This window comes from Tolypothrix tenuis PCC 7101 (genome assembly GCF_963874875.1).
Lineage (GTDB): Bacteria > Cyanobacteriota > Cyanobacteriia > Cyanobacteriales > Nostocaceae > Aulosira > Aulosira tenue.
Genome location: NZ_CAWNJS010000002.1, coordinates 186,598 through 203,243, shown reverse-complemented (window position 1 = coordinate 203,243; position 16,646 = coordinate 186,598). Strand labels below are relative to the sequence as shown.

18 protein-coding genes are annotated in these 16,646 nt (G+C 38.9%); 6 read left to right on the top strand and 12 right to left on the bottom strand.

What is annotated here, in order from left to right; genetic code table 11:
• The first annotated feature begins 44 nt into the window (after nt 1-44).
• Genes AACU25_RS35070 through AACU25_RS35060 form a run of 3 tightly spaced genes read left to right on the top strand, consistent with a single transcriptional unit; the run spans nt 45 to nt 2,815 of the window.
• Nucleotides 45-1,319: a TRAFAC clade GTPase domain-containing protein gene (locus tag AACU25_RS35070; protein ID WP_096584821.1), complete on the top strand. Its 1,275-nt coding sequence runs from the start codon at nt 45-47 to the stop codon at nt 1,317-1,319.
• A gap of 24 nt (nt 1,320-1,343) precedes the next feature.
• Nucleotides 1,344-2,330, top strand: coding sequence for a hypothetical protein (locus AACU25_RS35065; protein WP_096584818.1), 987 nt, complete (start codon nt 1,344-1,346; stop codon nt 2,328-2,330).
• Nucleotides 2,331-2,356: 26 nt separating this feature from the next.
• Nucleotides 2,357-2,815 carry a hypothetical protein gene (locus tag AACU25_RS35060; protein ID WP_096584815.1) on the top strand — a complete coding sequence of 153 codons (459 nt, stop codon included), beginning with the start codon at nt 2,357-2,359 and terminating at the stop codon, nt 2,813-2,815.
• Between the two features lie 108 nt (nt 2,816-2,923).
• Here the strand turns inward: AACU25_RS35060 and AACU25_RS35055 are convergent, their stop codons facing one another.
• Nucleotides 2,924-3,316: a hypothetical protein gene (locus AACU25_RS35055; protein ID WP_096584812.1), complete on the bottom strand. Its 393-nt coding sequence runs from the start codon at nt 3,314-3,316 to the stop codon at nt 2,924-2,926.
• Nucleotides 3,317-3,534: 218 nt separating this feature from the next.
• Nucleotides 3,535-4,236 carry a hypothetical protein gene (locus tag AACU25_RS35050; protein WP_321206723.1) on the bottom strand — a complete coding sequence of 234 codons (702 nt, stop codon included), beginning with the start codon at nt 4,234-4,236 and terminating at the stop codon, nt 3,535-3,537.
• Nucleotides 4,237-4,414: 178 nt separating this feature from the next.
• Between AACU25_RS35050 and AACU25_RS35045 the strand changes: the two genes are divergently transcribed.
• Genes AACU25_RS35045 through AACU25_RS35035 form a run of 3 tightly spaced genes read left to right on the top strand, consistent with a single transcriptional unit; the run spans nt 4,415 to nt 5,379 of the window.
• A complete protein-coding gene (locus AACU25_RS35045) occupies nt 4,415-4,741 on the top strand; it encodes a DUF5674 family protein (protein ID WP_096584806.1) in 327 nt (108 codons plus the stop codon).
• Nucleotides 4,738-5,100 (top strand): hypothetical protein, encoded by a 363-nt coding sequence (locus tag AACU25_RS35040; RefSeq protein ID WP_096584803.1) that lies wholly within the window; start codon nt 4,738-4,740, stop codon nt 5,098-5,100. Before AACU25_RS35045 ends, AACU25_RS35040 begins: the two co-directional genes overlap by 4 nt.
• 6 nt (nt 5,101-5,106) lie before the next feature.
• Nucleotides 5,107-5,379: a hypothetical protein gene (locus AACU25_RS35035; protein ID WP_321206722.1), complete on the top strand. Its 273-nt coding sequence runs from the start codon at nt 5,107-5,109 to the stop codon at nt 5,377-5,379.
• Nucleotides 5,380-5,579: 200 nt separating this feature from the next.
• On the opposite strand, the gene holA is transcribed toward AACU25_RS35035, so the two are convergent.
• The 10 genes from holA to AACU25_RS34985 all read right to left on the bottom strand — a co-directional run bounded on the left by holA (nt 5,580) and on the right by AACU25_RS34985 (nt 16,630).
• Entirely contained in the window at nt 5,580-6,563 is a 984-nt protein-coding gene (holA, locus tag AACU25_RS35030; protein ID WP_096584800.1) for a DNA polymerase III subunit delta, read from the bottom strand.
• A complete protein-coding gene (gene dnaX / locus AACU25_RS35025; protein WP_096584797.1) occupies nt 6,560-8,047 on the bottom strand; it encodes a DNA polymerase III subunit gamma/tau in 1,488 nt (495 codons plus the stop codon). Before dnaX ends, holA begins: the two co-directional genes overlap by 4 nt.
• A gap of 95 nt (nt 8,048-8,142) precedes the next feature.
• Nucleotides 8,143-9,558 (bottom strand): DNA polymerase III subunit beta, encoded by a 1,416-nt coding sequence (gene dnaN, locus AACU25_RS35020; RefSeq protein WP_321206721.1) that lies wholly within the window; start codon nt 9,556-9,558, stop codon nt 8,143-8,145.
• A 337-nt stretch (nt 9,559-9,895) separates the two neighbouring features.
• On the bottom strand, nt 9,896-10,447 hold the full coding sequence (locus AACU25_RS35015; RefSeq protein WP_096584792.1) for a WGR domain-containing protein: 552 nt from the start codon (nt 10,445-10,447) through the stop codon (nt 9,896-9,898).
• Between the two features lie 104 nt (nt 10,448-10,551).
• Complete coding sequence (locus AACU25_RS35010) at nt 10,552-12,168, bottom strand: AAA family ATPase (protein WP_096584789.1); 1,617 nt, start codon at nt 12,166-12,168, stop codon at nt 10,552-10,554.
• A complete protein-coding gene (locus AACU25_RS35005; RefSeq protein WP_096584786.1) occupies nt 12,165-12,422 on the bottom strand; it encodes a hypothetical protein in 258 nt (85 codons plus the stop codon). The genes AACU25_RS35010 and AACU25_RS35005 overlap by 4 nt, the downstream gene beginning before the upstream one ends.
• Before the next feature lie 233 nt (nt 12,423-12,655).
• Complete coding sequence (locus tag AACU25_RS35000) at nt 12,656-12,862, bottom strand: DUF2997 domain-containing protein (protein WP_096584782.1); 207 nt, start codon at nt 12,860-12,862, stop codon at nt 12,656-12,658.
• Nucleotides 12,863-12,865: 3 nt separating this feature from the next.
• Nucleotides 12,866-13,312 (bottom strand): DUF1257 domain-containing protein, encoded by a 447-nt coding sequence (locus tag AACU25_RS34995; RefSeq protein ID WP_096584780.1) that lies wholly within the window; start codon nt 13,310-13,312, stop codon nt 12,866-12,868.
• A 196-nt stretch (nt 13,313-13,508) separates the two neighbouring features.
• On the bottom strand, nt 13,509-14,576 hold the full coding sequence (locus AACU25_RS34990; RefSeq protein WP_321206720.1) for a hypothetical protein: 1,068 nt from the start codon (nt 14,574-14,576) through the stop codon (nt 13,509-13,511).
• A 488-nt stretch (nt 14,577-15,064) separates the two neighbouring features.
• Nucleotides 15,065-16,630 carry an ATP-dependent DNA helicase gene (locus AACU25_RS34985; RefSeq protein ID WP_321206719.1) on the bottom strand — a complete coding sequence of 522 codons (1,566 nt, stop codon included), beginning with the start codon at nt 16,628-16,630 and terminating at the stop codon, nt 15,065-15,067.
• Nucleotides 16,631-16,646: the final 16 nt, after the last annotated feature.

Sequence of the window (16,646 nt, the reverse complement as noted above, 5' to 3'; positions counted from 1 at the left end):
AAAGTTTAGGAAAATAACCAAGTAATAGAGTTTATATAACAATTATGAATGAAATTGAAGAACTGAAAATTTTAATGGTTGCTTTAAGAGGTATTGGTAAAACGAGTCTCTTAGCAGCAATGCATGAAGAATTCCACAAAACCTTTGAGCGTGCTAACCTGCAAACATGGGTGGATGATACTAATAGCTTAAGAGCAATAGAAGAATGTAAATCTATTCTCAAAAATATAGACCCACGTTTAAAAAAGCAAGTTACTCCAACACAACCAAAGGATAATCCTTGGAATGATCAAGGCTTTTATTTTGAGATTGGAAGTGGGAATAAAAAATTCATGGGATTGCGGTTTACTGACCCTTCCGGTGAATATTTTAACCCCGATGCAGCACCAGAGCAAAAAAATTACATCAAACAACAATTAAATCAATGTGATGCTATTGTAATTCCTGTTGATGCGACTGCACTAATGCAAAAAAAGACAGGTAGAGTCAATCATGGAGAACTTGGAACATGGCACGAAGAGAAGAATAATTCTCAGCGCATTACTCAATTGATTAAGGATGCGTTTTCTCAGATAGATTCGCCTCGCTTAGTAATTTTTGCGCCCATCAAATGCGAAGCTTATACTAAAACAAGTACAGATGCAGAGAATTTACTGTATCACCTAAAAACAGGTTATAGTGGGTTACTCGATTTCTTCAAATCAGACGCTTTAATTAATAAAGTTGCCGTGGTTGTTACTCCAGTACAAACTATTGGTAATATAACTTTTTCCCACTACAAAACTGACGAAAACAATTTTACAAGGTTTTATTATCATAAAACTCCAATTAATGCTCCCTATCAACCCAAAGACGGAGAACAGCCTTTACGGTATATTTTGCTTTTTCTGATAAATGTATTTCTAGAAAACAAAAAGCAGGTCTTGCAAAAAGAACAAGAAAACCTACAAAATTTGGAAACAACTTTATATACAGAAAAAGACAAGTTAGAGTTTGCCAAACAAGAATTTGAGAAGAAGCAAAAGCTATTGAATGAGCGGAATAAAATGTGGTGGCTATTTAGAGAAGTGGCTAACTTTTTCGATGATAGGGAAACACCTTATTCTCAAGCTAAACAAGAAGTTGATAAAAAGCAAGATACAGTATCAGAGGTGCAGACAAATTTACAATCAACATTGCGGACAGTTGAAGCAACTCAAGAGCAAATTAATGCTTTTAATAATGCTTTATTTAGATTTGCTATGGGCTGTAAAAATAATGATGGCTTCGCAATTCTTCAAGGTCACAAATGGTTAGATTTCCCTCAAAATATTTTCTAATATATAATTAAGGATGATTGAATTATGAATAATTTTGAAACTTATGTCAAAACTTCTGCGCTAGGTAAAACCGGTATCCACTGGCGTAAAATTGAGACTCAAGAACATCAACCAATAGGGAAACCTAGTTTGATTCAACGTCAATTATTCAAAGGGAATAACAATCAAATTACAATTGTTAATGATCTAATTGATGAAGTTAAACCATCTTTACTTATTTTCCGAGATAAAAAAGATAATAAGCTATTATTGGAAGTCACAGGGATTGAATCGCCTCAACGTTCAGAGAAATTAGGTAGAATAGTTTTAAACTCTATTGTCTGGATAGCGGATGATTTGGAAGAAAATGAAGTGATTCTCCGAAAAATTGCCTACAGTGCAATTCAGAGTTTCTTGAAGAAAGATTTAGCTTTCTCCAAAATGGTAGAAGAATCGATTGACTTTTTTGAGCTAGAAGAATTCCGGGTTGATTTAGATATAATTAGTAAATTTATCCAGTCTGTCGAACAAATTAATTATCAACAGAATAATACTATTGAATCTAAGCGAAGCTATCAAATAGAGCATACATCTAGTAACGCTTTAGAAAAATTAGCAGAAGAAATAATCAATCAACCACTACCAAAAAATTGGATTGCTTGGGATGAAAATACAAAAACTGATGGTGTCCTGCTTGTAGTTACAGAAAGTTTAGAAAAAAGAACTATTCTCCATGATGCAGGTGTTTGGAGAGGTTTTGCATCTAACGTAGAAGAACCCATTAAAGAAGTTATTCAATCACCGGAAAAAAAAAAGGAAGAAACACCGTCCCAACCTTCGACAGTTCGGGAAGACTCTCCACCAAAGAACCAGACAATTCGCTTAATAATAATTCTGTTAATAGTAGCGATAACAGTCGCAGGAATACTAGTCAGTCTCAAACTTCTATTCCAACCTCAGCAGATACAGCAACCCCAAATTCAGGAACAACAGATTTTACAGCCTCAAATACAACCAACTCAGAATCCATAGATGATTATGTCGCTGGAGAAAATTTATTGGAAAAATTATTCTCTTTAGAGCGTGTGAAAGAACTGATGATACTAATATCTCAGATAGACAACAAAGAAAAGGAGAATTTATTAACTATTTTTATATTTTTATATCGATATGAGTCTTCTGATTATTTCCAGAGTCAAGATAGCTATAAAAAAGTTATGAAAACACACTATGCAGATTTAATTGTCGGTGTTAATAAACGTGATTATAAAGTAGACTTAAATATATTTGATTTTTTAGACCTTAATAAATTTGGTCATAATTTCCTCGCAGTTGAGCTACATATCCAACTACTAGATAATTTTATTAAATTGACACCCTATGAGCAAAATAATTTACTTAAAATAATCAAATTTATTTGCTACTCCCAAAAAGGAAATATACACCCTAGCTGGAATGTATCAAGTAAAAATTTTAATCTTTATAATGAATTAGTCCAGGAAATTAAAATTTTATAATCTTTTATCTGTCCGAAGCAAAACTTATGCGATCGCCCTTACTTGCGATTCGCTAAGAAATTCAGCAACTTCGACAAGTATTTCTGCCCAAATCATCCATCCCCCAAATCAAGCTTGCAACGCGAAATCTGTTGCAGACATCGAACTCACACCCGATAACTTAGCAAAATATCCACCTAAACCCAAGCCTGCTGTAGCACCATCGGGATTGTAGAATAAATCACCATTAAAGCGGTTAAACACAATACGGGCAATACTTGCACCTACTACTGTTGCACCGTTGACAGATTCATCAATAACAGCAAACTCGCTGGCAGTAAGACTACCGTTAGCTGTGTTAGTAAGTGTGGTAAAAGTGGTTTGATCCAGGAGGATTTTATCGATACCTGTGACAAAATCAACAATGCGATCGTAGATCCAATGGGGTGAAAGTTCTAAAGACTGGGCGACTTGAGGAACCGTGAGATAAACGGAAATGTGACGGGGATGAGACTGGCTCAAGCCTACGCTAAGGGACTTCCAGAAATTAAATTATCCAATTTTGAAGCACGAAGATGATAATCGGATTCTTCCTCCCCCAGCCTCCCCAGCTTCATGCATCGATGGGATATTTATTTGGAAGTCCCTAATGACATTTTTTCCTGGCTGTCCAAGGTTGATTTGAGTACCATTGGGGTTATCTTTAATAAACATTTGCCAATGGCAGAGGCATTAGCCTCTTAAATCTTGACTTCTGGAATCGCTTCTAAATTGACCATTGACGATAACTCAGGAATGACTATGTTTGATTGTGATTTGTTATCTGGAGATTGAGTTAGTAGTTTAATTAACCATTTTTCAGTCTGTCTATGATTCTTTGTATTCCAGTCTACATCTAATCTTTGGGCTGGTTTAACAGGATGTAATGCTAAAACTACGAGTTGTATTTGGTTAGGAGTAACTGAGTATTGTCTAGCCGTAGTCCACAACTTTACCCGGTCTTGCCAGCTTAAATCAGGATTGCGTACAGCCCATTCATAAAGCCTGGGAATACCTTGTTTAAATGCTATATTTGTTAATACTTGAATAAAGTAATTATCTTCATTAATTGCAAGAGGCGCAATAACTGGACTATCAACCAATAACTTTTTCTGAGATTGAAAAATTTCCGGTGCAAGTTCCTGTATTTGAGAAACCCACTGAGCAATTTGAGGATAGGCATTTAATAAAGGTTCTACAGTCAGTCCTAAAAATAGTTGTTTCATCACCAAAGATAAATTATCTGCAACTATAGAGTCAAAGGCAGAGCGATTTGGATGAAATTTTTGACTTGGGAATAGGACTTGTTGTTGTGTTTTAGTAATTTGTTGAATATCGGCAAGATTAATTACTGGCATGGTGAAGAGAATATAACATCTCTCCCATGCAGCGGTAAGCTGCAAATTAATTACTTCGATTAATCATGCTTCAATACAGATATACAAAATATTGCATCTGGCAGGAAGTACAAAATTTAGTTACAAAGCTACGCACCAATTGGGTTTTAATGTTGATAGTTGAAGGCTGCTGTAATTAGGCAAGATAGCCAGGGCAAGCGTATGTTTAATAGGAGTAAGTTTTTTGATTGAGATTATTAGAGTTCGTGCTACACCAGAGCAAATGGAGCAGATGTTACAAGAGTTAAAGTTTTATATCAAGGTAGCGGTAGATATTGAGCGTCGGATTCTGGCTGGGGGAGGTGAAATGCACTTTTACTGTGAACAGGCGTTGCTAGAAAATGGCAGTAAGCAGGAGGATATTTGGGCTGCTAGCTTCAGACCTGACACCCAACAGATAATCTATGAGTCTATGGTTAATCTCCGTCCCCGACAGAATCGTTCGATGGAAATTATCGACGTTAAGATTAGAGAACAGGTTGCCGCAATTATTATGGAGTTTCTGGGATGAATAGTGGCTTAACTTATGAGCAAGAAACCTTTGTGCAAGATAGTATTCCTGTTAGATTGGGAAAATTGGCAACTAATTTAGCACGGATAAGTCAACTTTTCAGTGACTCTACGGATGAGGATGTGGTCAAAAGCCTGATTAGAGAGACTATGTATTTTATTGAGTGGATAGGCCCAGATATAGATATTGACAATGCTTTTGAGTTAGCAAATTTAGGAAGGTTTCTCACACGCTGGCTGTTTAACTGGGAACAAGCCTGGAATAACACGGAACCTAAAAACCAGATTATTCAAGAACTTGGTATTTGGTCAGACAGTGTTTTGCAAATGTCAAAATTACCTGCTGTACAACAATCCTAACTGATAATGACTCAATCCCAACCTCCATTACCACAACCCAAACTAGAATCTGCTGGTATTACCTCTGACCAGTATTTTGAATTTACTCCAGAAAAGTTGGAACTTAGTAACGGATATTTGGGTTATGGTGGACAAGACCAACTTGGGTTTCACTTGTCTGTTCTCACCAATATGGGATTGTTGACAGCAGTTCGACATACAAATTTGTCGTTGTGGCTAGAAGCAATCAAAAATGTAGTTAGGGAAAACTACCGACTGTCAACGCCCAACCAGAAGTAGCAGAAGCAATGCTCAATCGATTTAATCGGGCGATTGCAGACTTGGAGGCAGTGATTGAGTATTTGGAACAATAAAATCTGGAATTTGAGCGATATCTACGACGATGCTCTTGTCAAACATCAGGTGTAGCGATGGGCTACGCCCTGGTGGAGGCGATCGCAAGTTGCTTTAATCCAAAACTATCGGTCAATTTTATCTGATTAAGTTAACTTGAATAACCTGCTAACACTAAGAATTGTTGGTAGTAAATCTTTAGCCGACGCTCGATGACTCGCTAACGCTCCGCTATCAACACCTTGTTTGATAGACATCTCCAAATCCAGCATCATAGTCACTGCTTTAGCTAAAGTATTGATAGTTGTATTTGCTACCTCCTGACGCAAATAGTAAATGCGATTAGGATTGCTGATATTGCACAGTTGAGCTAATTCACTATCTTTTTTAACCCCAGAAATGATCGCTGATTTCACCCACAGCCAAGTTCTAAACTGGGTTAGGAGAGTAGCAACAATCACCAGTAATGGTTCCGAGCGTGACAGTAAATCATCTAGCAGGTGCAAAACTTGATTACTTTCTCCTTGGCGAATAGCAGATGCCAGTTGTAGGCTATTCTGAGTCTGACATGGCACTAACTGTTTTACTTCTGCAAGCTCAAGTTGTCTGCCATTACCATAAAGATACAGTTTGCGTAACTCTGTGGCTGCACGGGTCATGTCGTTACCAATTGCTTGTGCTAGATATTCCACCGCATTCTTTAACAGCACCAGCTTGATTTTTTTCGCCTGAGTTGTGATCGCCTTTTCAATCAAATCAGTACGCCAAGGTGGTATCAATGGAAACTCAAACAACTTGGCATACTTGACAAGATGTTTGTAAATCTTCAGGCGCTTATCTACATTGGTGGCGACAAACACCAGAATTGTGAATTCAGGCACTTGAACAAGCTGCTGCAAAGTTTCTAACTCAGTATCACCCCACTGCTTGAGGTGGCAATTTTCCACAATTACCAGTTTTTTACCACCTGTCAGGGAACGAGTGCGAGCTACACTGATAGCTTGGTCAAGGCGATCGGCTGGAAATCGGTGATAGCAAAGTGTGAGCCATTGGGAATCAATCTCTGCTTTGTATTGGTTCAGCTGTTCCTGGATGGCGTGTTGGTCGTCGCCTGTCAGCAAGACAATCATGCTTTTACCCTCCCGTTACTGCTCTTGTTGGCAGTTTTAATTAACACAGTCATTGGTTGTTGACTTTGGGTAGCTCGTTGCAGCATTTTAGCGATCGCTTCTTTACTACTCTCAAACTTATTGAGGTAAGCTGGTGTAACCTCTAAAATCGCCTTGTCACCTTGCAATTTAACGAGATGAGCATGAGCCAACAGCTTTTGATTGCTGGGTTTAGCTGTATCCATCACCTGCTGCCAAATTTGAGCCAGGTTAGTAGTTTGGGCTGCAACTGCTGGTAACAATTTGTCATCTACAGGTTTAGCTGTCACCTTATTTGTGGTGTATACTCCAACTGTTGGTAGCAGCTTGCCATCATGCACAGGTTTAACAGTTAGCGTCTTGGTTGCACTGACAGGCAATAAACTGGGTATCAGGTTCAGTAAGCAAACTTCTAGCCACACAGCAGCATTTACTGTGTACCGCAGATAGTTTTCTGCTTTTTGTAACTCTGTTAGGGACAAATTCAGCGTCTCGAAATTCCAGTGATTTGCTAAAACCTTGAGTTGAGCATAGCTAACACAACCAGTCAGCAAGGATTGCTCTTTGTGTGAAGACTTGATAATCAATAAATCTCGGTATGTTTGCAGTAAGTTGGAGAGAATCAATTTGGGTGTTTTCCCAGAATCTACTAAAACTCTTGCTACTTGCAGCAAGTTAAAGGTGTTGTTGGTGGATATTGCCTGTAAAATTGACATTAATTCTGTTTGGGTCACACCACCAGCGATTTCCATGACATGATTAGCAGTGATATCTTCATCTAAAAGACTCACCTGACCCAGTAATTGCAGTGCATCCCGCAATCCACCATCGCTAAGTCGAGCGATCGCTGTTAGTGCGTCATCATCAATAGAGATAGATTCTGCATCTGCTACAATACCGAGGTGCTGCACAATTGCCTGAACAGACAAAGTACGGAAATTAAACACCTGACAACGGCTGACAATGGTAGGTAACACCTTATGCAATTCTGTTGTGCAGAGAATGAAAACAACATGAGGTGGCGGTTCTTCAATACACTTAAGTAAAGCATTGAAAGCGTTACCAGTTAGACAATGGCACTCATCAAGAATAAAAATCCGGTAGCGTCCTGCAACTGGTGCTAAGGTACAGCGTTCAATTAAAGCACGGGCATCATCTACACCATTATTAGAAGCAGCATCAATTTCACTAACATCTAGGCTATTACTGGTTTCAATTGCACGACAGGATTGACAAACACCACAAGGTTGGTCAGTTGGTTTTTTAGTGTTAAGGCAATTGAGGGATTTAGCAAATATCCGAGCAGTTGATGTTTTACCTGTACCTCTAGAACCTGTGAATAAATAAGCTGGTGCAATTTGCAGGTGTTTGACAGCATTAGTCAGAGCAGTTTTGATGTAGGGCTGTCCAACTAATTCGGCTATTGTCTGGGGTCGATATTTTTGATGTAGGGCGACTGTAGACATAGGATACATTAACCTTAATTTGTCGCCCTTACCCCTGTTAAGGGGGTAGAATTTTCACTCAAAATTAGCAGCTAATACAAACTCAAAATTCAAAATTAAGCATTTTGAGTATACAGTGGCAGTAAGAATTGACGCATGGACATTTCTAGTTCTGGATTTTGTCTATCTCCATAAGGAACTAACATGACAGGATGATCTGATTGTTGCAAATGTATTTTAATCGCGGTACTAGGAATTGCTTTGGCTGCTTCTACTAAATACTTGAGGTTAAACTGGATATTCAATGACATTTCTGATGGTAGATGAGCAGCAATAACCTGATCGCCTTTGCCAAACTCCCGTTCAATTGATAGTCTTAGCTGCTGTAAAGTTCCATCAAACTGTAAGTAAATACCTTTCTCTTTTTTATCTGTTAACACAGCTAACCGTTCTAATGCTTTGACTAAGAATGCTTTTTCTAGGATTACTTCTCGGTCAAAGCTAAATCTTGCCAATAGCTGTTCGCAGTCAGGGTAAGCTCCTTCCAAATATTGACATTTGAGGATAATATCTTGCCAAGCAAAACCCAAGCGATTAGTTTGGGAATCATACCACAAATTAATGAATTCGACAGACTCATCCAAGTTACGTACTAGTTCCTTAAGGACTCGACCAGGAAGAGTAAATTGGATTATTTCTTCAGATTCTAATTGTTTGCGTGGTTTTCTAGCAATTCCTAGAATTGAAAGTTCAGTAATTGCGACTCGATGTCCATCAGTAGCAATAAACTTTAACTTCTCCTGTGCGAGTTGAATATGAACTCCGGTCAAGATATATTTATTTTCATCAGTGCTGATAGCATAAATTGCACCTTTCAACCCATCTTTAAAAACTGTTGCTGGCAGAGGAATGGGAGTTGCATCAATTGTATAAATAGGTGGAAATTCTTCAGCACTAATACCTCTAATTTCATATTTTCCATCAGCATCAGATAAACCCAGAGAGCATATTTTTGTTTGCTTATCCTCATCATTAAGCTGTATAATCTGAGTCTGGCTATTGAGGTTGATATTAGCATTAGGGCAATGCTTAACTATATCAAATAGCATTTCCACTGGCACAGTAATTTCACCCTTGAGCAACACCTGGGCTTCAAAACTTGCCTGAATTGTTAATGCTAAATCAGTAACAGTTAAATGTATCTGTTGTGTTTCGATATCTGCAAGTATTAGAGCATTAGCAAGAATCGGATGGATAGGTTTAGCTGGAGTAGCGCAACTAACTAAAGAGAGTGCATCGTGAAATTTAGTTTGTGAGCAGATTACCTCCATTCCTAATTCTATAAGTGGTTGCGAGTTTGACTCTAATTTAGCAGAACGTTTATTAGTAGGCTTATTTGAGATAGGTTCAGCTGAAATATCAACATCTGGAGGTGTAGTTTTTTTCTTTTTAGCCTTTGGTATTTCTGGGATATTTGCTGATACTTCATTTTCGCATTTAGGAGTAACAACACTTGTTTGTTTTGTCTGCATTGCAGGCTTTACCTTTTGTTTTGATGCTGTTTGAACCATGATAATTTAATTCTAATTGCGTCATTCTTAGAAAGATGACTGCGATAGCAGAAAAGAAAGATTGGGATGTTTTTACTCTGTGAGACATACAGAGTTTTACTGATACAGCGGATTTAAAGTTAGTGAAGTACACAACGATTCGTCTCAAAGCCAAATATAAAGCCTGTTTTATTTCTGTTAGCGCAGCCCATCCTGACTCCTGAATTTTGCTATATATTCCATTTAACGGCTCTCAGGTAAGCTTTTATTCTGATCGTAGCTTTCGGCGTATCCAGCTTTGCTCCAGAATTCTGAAGTTCTACAAATTCCTCCAAAAGTTCTTTCTAATGCTTTTTAAACTCATAACTTTGCTTGTATTTCCAGATTCTTCTGTAGCGTTATCAGCTAGCACAGAATCAGTTGCCAACAAAGAGTTCAGCAGTGATAGTTGATGCTCAACATCTGCCACATCGCGGTATATTAGAGACGGATCTATTTTCATTCCTAAAGGTGTAGGCACGATTTTTAAATATTGGTTTAATGTCTCTAGATAATTTCTATTGGTAAATTGTCTTTGTGCTACATAAGGGCGCAAAATCTCCAATAATTGGATAGCTCTTTTAATTTCTAGAGAATCAGAAGTACTATCAATTTGAGGTTGGCTTTCTCGGTAGCCTTTCATTTTCTTCTCAGCCACGAGATTGTGAAATTTAGAAACTGCTTGTTGAGCATTACCAAAAGAGTGAACTTTTTGCTGAGATTTGTAGCCTACTCTACCCCACTCAACAGTTAGATTACCTTGCTCAACTTTTGCACTCCAGAATTTGTTACTGTTCTGAGCCGCATCTACAAATATTAAGTAAACTTCCATGTTTTTGACATAATTTAGAGTAAAGTATTACCATGTCAAATGAACATCTGTTGTTGAGATGTTCATTTGACAAAAGCTTCAAATCATTACTAATTTGGGAATACCTAATTAGTACGGAATCTAGAAGTACGAAGACCTTTCTTAGACACCTGCACAGGGCTAGAAGCTGGTCGCGCAATCTTTGACCAAGACTGCATCCGCTCAACAGCAGCAGCATCTTGAACAGCTAAAGGGGTGATGTTTTGTTGGCAATTTTCTAAATCAGCCAGTGTGACCTGCTGAGGTCTTCCCTCATCGAAAGCCAGTAGTGCTGCTTCTGATGCCAGGGTTTCTAACTCAGCACCACTAAACTTGTCAGTAGCAGCAGCGATCGCCTCTAAATATTCCTGCGGAACTTCTATACCAAACCGTTCCAAGTGAATCTTAAGAATTTGGCAGCGTTCCAACTCAGTAGGCAGGTCAACGAAGAAATTCTCATCAAACCGCCCTTTCCTCTTGAACTCAATAGGCAGCGCTGTTGGGTCATTACAAGTTGCCACTACAAACACTCCCGCGGTACATTCAGACATAAAAGTGAGGATATTTCCCAGAATCCTTTGTGAGACTCCAGAAGTATCGCCATTAGCTGAAAGTGCTTTCTCAACCTCATCAATCCACAAGATACAGGGTGCGATTGCTTCAGCAGTCTTGAGTGCACGGCGGACATTGCCCTCAGATTCTCCAACCAAGCTACCAAGCATTGAGGCAATATCTAATTGCAGCAGTGGAAGGTTGAGTATGGTTGCAATGTTTTTCGCCACTATTGATTTACCTGTTCCTGGTGGCCCAGCCAGTAGCACTCCTTTAGGCTGAGGTAGATTGAGCGATCGCGCTTCTTGGGAAAATAACCGACGACGGCGTTGCAACCAATCCCGCAACAGGTCTAGTCCACCAAAAGGTATGGTCGCCGGTTTACCTAATTCAATACCCATTTGAGCCAGTAGGCGGGTTTTGTATTCCACAACCAAAGGGATGGCCGTAGCATCAATTACTATACCTTTAGAAGTTAATCGCTCCTTGATAGTCAGCCGCAGAAAGTCGCTAATTTCCTCCAAGGTTAGCCCTAATGCTGCTCTTGCTAAGGTTTCTTTATCTTCAGTGGTTAGAGATACGGTAAAAGTTACCTCTTGCTCACCGGCAGATTCTTGCAAGTACAACACATATGATTCTAAGTGCTCTTGAATTTGCTCAATACAGGGTAGAGGAACTTCACAGCAAGGAATCAATCTCAGCAGAGATTCGTGCAGTTGAATGTTTTGACCTAAAAATACAATTCGCTTTTCAGTTGGTTTCAGGCGATGGTACAAGTTTTTGACTCTAGTGAGGACTTCCCAACTTAATTGCAGGGAGTTTTGACCCACAAAAGGGTGAACATCTCCCAGGATAAAAACTCCATTACTGCCAAAATTATTGATGTACTCGAACACATATATTAAAGGGTCTATGTGAGGCGGCTTTTTATACGTCTCGACTGATTTGAACACCAGTCCACCGTCGTCAGCAATCAGACATTGTTCTAAGCCGGAAACTCCCAAATTCCAGAAGTACACAGGACTGTTAAGTTTGTCCATCACTTCAGTAGTTAACCACTGAATGATAGTGGCTTCTTCGGGGGAAAGAACATCTATTGCCACGATGGGTATTTGAGAATCAATGGTGGTAATCAAGTTTGATAGTTTCATTGTTGTGAATTTTGATCGGGTACGGGAGAAAGTTTTTCGTGAGTGGTAACAAGATTCACGACTACTTCGTAAACTTCGGCATCGCCATTAAAAACTTCAGCAACTCCAGAAGAATTTGGATGAGCAATGGCGGAAATTAGAGCATTGACTAAAGCGCACAGTCCCTCTGCATTTCCTTTGATAATTACTGGTTGCCGCGCTCCTTTTGAGGGGTAAATATGGAGCATCGGATAATCTTCAGGTAGTTCGCTCATAGAAAAATTGTGCAGGGGGATTTTCCTCGTCCCCCATCGAATGTTTGTTGGCAAAATGGCACGTTTATTTAGGTGAAGAAAAGGCGGTACAGGGAGGACACGAAGATAAGGAATTATTAAAGAAGTCTCTCCCTTGTAATCATTAAAACTTACGCAATAACTCTCTGAAACTCCTATTTCTCCGTGTCCTCTGCGGTTTGATTTTCCCTTACCTGTACGTAAGTCACGATCATTTATTGGTACAACTGTTGTTGTTGAGTAATCGTACTACGAAGCTGTTGTTGAGATTCTGGTTTGTAAGTGCGTTCGCCTTGCACTATGCCTAAAGCTTCCTCAAAGGGTTGGGTTGCTTCTAGGCACGACAATCCCTCAAATCCCTCGGCTTCTATTTTTACTTCGCCTGTAACAGTGTCAAAATGTATCAAGATTGCCCGTTCCATAAATTATCTCCGAACTTGTTGAGTTTGCTGATGTGCTGAAAATGCGAGACGCAAAGTATGTACCTGACCATTGGTTTCTTCTGTGATGGTGCATTCTCCCAGATGTTCTTGTAACTGGGCTGCTTTAGCGCGAACCATCTTCTGTCCGTAGGCTTGTATTAAGGTGTGCGAAAAGAAGTCTTCTCCTAGTCGGGGTACAGTTTCATAAGCATCATGGATGAGTTGATACACCCCTGCCTCCTGATCCCACTTAAACCCGATATCTGCGCGGACACTTAAACTACGGCCAGGGACAACAATCTCAGCACTTTTCCCCTGGGAGTCGTCGTAATAACCTCTCAGCGATTGTGGTTTTTCATAAACTTGGACAGTAAGCTGCAAATCTTGTAGAGCTTGTACTAAACATTCACGGTTAGTTAGTTTTGTAGTGACAGTTGAAAAATGTGACATTTCCTACCTCTAAATACTGTGGACTGGTAAATTAATGCAAACAATGGTGATACACAAGGAAGCAAAAAGTTCATACCTATCACTTCCTCTTTTAATTGCGTAGCAAGCTTGGGAAGTGTGGGCGTATTGCTTCCTCTACACTCCACACCCCGTTTGCAATCAAGGACGATACTAAGTGCATCCTTGATTGTTTTTTCTAGCGAAGTTTGAGAGACATCGCTGTAGCCCTGGTTAAGCCCATACCCTCATCGCTTGCTAATCGTTGGAGATAGCGTTGTTCATCCAGAAGCTTGGAACAAATTTCATCCATTTTTTTCTGCAACTGAGAACGCCCTTGTGAATCTAGCTTTTTGGCATCAACAGAAGCGTTTTCGAGAATATTCTCTAGATGAGTCATCATGTGTCCAAGACTGCTACCTGCTTCAAAGCTGGCGTTAGCCAAAAGCATTTGGACTTTTTTGAAATGGCGTTCCATCTTCTTCTTGAAGTTAACCGGCTTGCGCCCAGGTTCCCAGTTGCTCAAATCTTCGAGCAACTGGGCTGCTAGTTGTTCACCGAGAGCGATCGCTGATTCCCTCAATGTTTGTTCTAAATTTCTGTCATACTGTTCGATAAACCGAGTTATTTGCTCTAAGCATTCAGCTTGCTTCTCTGACAGTTGTTCACTGATGGCAGGAATAATAACAGGACGACCAATTACTACTTGTAAATAGTCCTCTAATTCCTCTAAACAAGGAAAAGCTTTTACTAGGTTCTGCTTAACTTCTTGTTGTTGTTCTACAGATAATTGCCAAGCATTGAGTGAGAGAAAGTTGTCAATACGTTCTTGATAGTCTGTGTACCCCTTGTCATACTCTTCTCTCAATTGAGTGCGTAAAACAGGTGCAATATTATCCCGAATTTCGATTAGTTGATTCCAGACCAAGGGTGCTAAGTCTATAGGGCAAATCCAATCACCATTGTCATAATTCATCCATTCTTGCACTGAAGTAATTTCTTGCCTTAATTGGTTCGCTGCTTCGTCTAAAGCTTTAAAAACCTTGATGCCCTTTAAACCAACTTCTGAGATTGTGACCTTCACTAAGTCAGATTCTTGCTCATCTTCTTGAGAATATTTGAGAACATCTTTCCATTTGGGAGCATTACTCTTAGTTGTCTTCTTTAACTGAATCTTGAAGCGGATGCGAGTTTTGTTCAGTTTAGAGAGGTTATATCTTTCAACAACAGCATCTTTTAGAAAAGTTTCGGTTGAATTTGTAATCACTGCTTCTACCCTATTTCCTAGCAATATTAATGTTTTTAACCTCTGTAAACTAAAGCGTTAGCTTTACCTGATAGCTACTAATTTGAAAGCAGCTTTTATTCACAAAATTCATCAAATTATTTAATTAACTTATATTTAAAAATAAATTGCAAATTTTTATTAGTCTATTTATACAAAAAAGAATTTATTCTTAAAAAATTCAATACAACTCAAGGATTTTTATAATAATTAAAATTTAAAATTTGAGATAATTTTAATTAGAAATTTTATTCTTTTACTTTGTATACGAAATGCTTTTTTATAAAAAAGGTGCTATCCAGATACACGACTTATTAGAGAAGTCGTGTATCTCATAGTTTATGAATTAAAACAGAACAATTTCCTTTTGAAGAGAGTGTTTTTACTGATGAGTGTAAACACATCTCTCAAAGTATGAAAAACAGTCACATCCGGAATTTAGTTTCGAGATTGCTAGACACAATTAATTCTTAGCGGATAACTAATATTCGCTGCCTAGCCCGTGAGCTAGAAACATAGTACAGACGATTAAACTCTCTAATTTTTGACAAGATTGCCTTACGATCATCTCCTGGTTCTGGATAAAGTCGCTTACTCAAATCTTGACCATCAATACCCGCTTCTAAGAAAGTACTACCTTGGCTATTATGAACAGTTAATGCAAAGCAGTTTCTGATGTTGGCAAACTGCTCTGAATGTTTGTAGTACTGCTTCCACAGAAAGGGATTACGCTTGGCACTTGTGAGTAAACGTTTGCTTTCTTGGTCAAATTGTTTTTGCTCATTTTCATGCAAAACGTAGATTTGACGGACAATACCTTCATCTGTCTCTACTTTTAATCTCCAAGTATCATAATTGTTGTAACGATCCTCAAAGACATCTAAAACAGTAAACTCTGTAGATGTAGCAAGAATCGTAGTTTTACCATCAGGAGCCATCACAGGATCTCTGGTGATTAATCTCTCTCCTGGAATAAAGCGATTGATATTTTCACCATATAAATGTGTGCGAATCTGCTGATTGTAAAAGTCAACTTGAGTATTAGTCCAGGATAAAATTCGGAAACAATCTGGGTTTTGAGCAAATTCTCTAGACATCTTTTTGCAAGCATAGCGCAACAAAGTTTGACGTTTAACCATCAACGCCCCATTACTTTTATCAGGCAGATATTTGGCATAAGGCTCAAAAGGAAACTTACTCTTGATGACTGCATAGCGACAAGCAGTGACAAATTCTAACAAAGGGCTACCAGTTCCCTGACGCACAACTTGAGTCAATACTGCTTTATCTGGTACTTGAAAACTAGGGGATTTTCCTTCATTCACTGGATTTAACTGTGCTGGGTCGCCCATGAAAATAATTTTGATTTTTGTCCAGATGGATGATTGGTTAGCAACATCTTCTATCCAGTGCCACAGTTGTTTACCAATCATGGAACATTCATCAATAAAGACAACATCAAATAGATTGATATAAGAAGGCCCGGTTTGATCCAGTACTTTCTCTTTACCTCTAGTTACCATACCCAGTCCTAATAACTGGTGAATGGTGAAGAATTCTACCCCAGTTACGCCATTTTCTGCCGCCATACGTTGCAGCACGCCTACAGCTTTATTAGTGGGTGCAGTCAGTACAACTCGCTTACCTGTAGCGACAAGAACTTTAACTAATTGGAAAACAATAGTTGACTTGCCAGTTCCAGCATAGCCAACCAGCAGAAATAAAGCAGACACCACGGTTGGCTGTATAAATGTCCACATTGCATCTAAAGCTTTTTGCTGCTGCTGTGTGAGTTGAAATGGAAAATAACCTGTTGCAGCGAACGTAGGAATTGTTTGGATCATCATCGCTTCGCTAATTCCATTAATTGATCCACTCAATGCAGCGATAGCTGTTAGTCTTGCTTCATCCCCAAGTTCGACTACATTACACGTAGGGTCTTCCGGTAAAGTGGATAAAAATTTTAGTAACTCTTTATAATCTGAATATGTAGCATCATTTGTAATAGGTATTTCAGATTTCTTATTACAGGACACCAGGGGCAACCGAGAA

What these genes read in the sequence shown, in the direction of transcription:
- AACU25_RS35070 (WP_096584821.1), top strand. Translation starts at nt 45, where the DNA reads ATGAATGAAATTGAAGAACTGAAAATTTTAATGGTTGCTTTAAGAGGT.
- AACU25_RS35065 (WP_096584818.1), top strand. Translation starts at nt 1,344, where the DNA reads ATGAATAATTTTGAAACTTATGTCAAAACTTCTGCGCTAGGTAAAACC.
- AACU25_RS35040 (WP_096584803.1), top strand. Translation starts at nt 4,738, where the DNA reads ATGAATAGTGGCTTAACTTATGAGCAAGAAACCTTTGTGCAAGATAGT.
- AACU25_RS35035 (WP_321206722.1), top strand. Translation starts at nt 5,107, where the DNA reads ATGACTCAATCCCAACCTCCATTACCACAACCCAAACTAGAATCTGCT.
- holA (WP_096584800.1), bottom strand. Translation starts at nt 6,563, where the DNA reads ATGATTGTCTTGCTGACAGGCGACGACCAACACGCCATCCAGGAACAG.
- dnaX (WP_096584797.1), bottom strand. Translation starts at nt 8,047, where the DNA reads ATGTCTACAGTCGCCCTACATCAAAAATATCGACCCCAGACAATAGCC.
- dnaN (WP_321206721.1), bottom strand. Translation starts at nt 9,558, where the DNA reads ATGCAGACAAAACAAACAAGTGTTGTTACTCCTAAATGCGAAAATGAA.
- AACU25_RS35015 (WP_096584792.1), bottom strand. Translation starts at nt 10,447, where the DNA reads ATGGAAGTTTACTTAATATTTGTAGATGCGGCTCAGAACAGTAACAAA.
- AACU25_RS35010 (WP_096584789.1), bottom strand. Translation starts at nt 12,168, where the DNA reads ATGAAACTATCAAACTTGATTACCACCATTGATTCTCAAATACCCATC.
- AACU25_RS35005 (WP_096584786.1), bottom strand. Translation starts at nt 12,422, where the DNA reads ATGAGCGAACTACCTGAAGATTATCCGATGCTCCATATTTACCCCTCA.
- AACU25_RS35000 (WP_096584782.1), bottom strand. Translation starts at nt 12,862, where the DNA reads ATGGAACGGGCAATCTTGATACATTTTGACACTGTTACAGGCGAAGTA.
- AACU25_RS34995 (WP_096584780.1), bottom strand. Translation starts at nt 13,312, where the DNA reads ATGTCACATTTTTCAACTGTCACTACAAAACTAACTAACCGTGAATGT.